The sequence below is a fragment of the Pseudomonas sp. GD04091 genome, from assembly GCF_029836165.1.
In the GTDB taxonomy this organism is placed as follows: domain Bacteria; phylum Pseudomonadota; class Gammaproteobacteria; order Pseudomonadales; family Pseudomonadaceae; genus Aquipseudomonas.
This window is the reverse complement of record NZ_JAOEBG010000052.1, coordinates 1-1,013: the sequence shown is the minus strand read 5'-3', so window position 1 is coordinate 1,013 and position 1,013 is coordinate 1. Positions and strand designations below refer to the sequence as shown.

Here is a 1,013-nt window from a genome sequence, read left to right as displayed (position 1 = left end):
GGGCGTGGACGACAACCTCACTGTACTCGACGCGCAGCGCACGCATTACGGCACGCAGCAGACCCTGGTGCGCACGCGCCTGACGCGGCTGAACAACCTCATCCATCTGTACAAGGCGCTGGGCGGCGGCTGGACTGAGCACACGGTGCAATCGGGCGCCACGGCGCAGCAGTCCGCCCGGTCGCCGGGATGAGGGCCGGCGCGCAGCGGTGGCGTCCCCCATCGCTGCGCGCGGAGAGCTGGATGAGGATTGGTGAACTCGCGCGCTTGACCGGCACGCCCCCTGAGAACATCAGGTTCTACGAACGGGAGGGCCTGCTGCCCGCTCCCGAGCGGTCCCGCAACAACTACCGGCGCTATGGCCCGGCCCATGTCGAGCGGCTTTACCTGATTCGCAACTACCGCGCGTCGGGCATCGGCCTGGATGACATGCGCAACTTGCTGGGCTGGACGCATCGCGAGTCCCCGGAACCCGAGCTGCTGACGCAGGCTGTCCGGGACCATCTCGCCTATGTCGAGGAACGCATGGCGCAACTGACCCGGGTGAAAGAGCACCTGCTCGCATTGGAACGGCAGGCTGTTCCTTCTGCCGCTCGGGAGATTTGCGAGGAGCGACCAGGTTGCGGCGGTTCATGAGCATCGCATGGCCGAATCATGGTCGGATAACTGAACATATATTCATGCGTGTAATATTTCCGGCCAGACAAACGAACAAGAAAGACCGCCCATGACCGACCAGAGCATCACGCGCCGAAACATCGGCGTTCTCACCGCCGCGCAGGCGCTCGGTGGCGCCAGCGCGCCCATCGTGATGTCGCTGGGCGGGCTGGTCGGCCAGCAGCTTGCCAAGGACTCGGCCTGGATCACCTTGCCCGTGAGCCTGTTCGGCCTGGGTCTTGCCATCGGCACCTTGCCTGCGGCGTTCATCATGCGGCGCCATGGCCGCCGCAACGGATACGTGGTCGGGGTCGGCTTCGGCGTGGCCTCGGGCCTGATCGCCGCGCTGGGCATCA

1 protein-coding gene and 2 pseudogenes are annotated in these 1,013 nt (G+C 65.8%); all 3 read left to right on the top strand.

Annotated features, from left to right (window positions below):
- Positions 1–193, top strand: a pseudogene (locus N7422_RS26820) (multidrug transporter); the annotation flags it as partial.
- Positions 194–243: 50 nt separating this feature from the next.
- Positions 244–636: a MerR family transcriptional regulator gene (locus N7422_RS26815; protein ID WP_019396549.1), complete on the top strand. Its 393-nt coding sequence runs from the start codon at positions 244–246 to the stop codon at positions 634–636.
- A gap of 91 nt (positions 637–727) precedes the next feature.
- A pseudogene (locus N7422_RS26810) lies at positions 728–1,013 on the top strand (MFS transporter); the annotation flags it as partial.

Bases quoted from the DNA above. Each gene is read 5' to 3' on its own strand.
- N7422_RS26815 (WP_019396549.1), top strand. From the start codon at position 244: ATGAGGATTGGTGAACTCGCGCGCTTGACCGGCACGCCCCCTGAGAAC.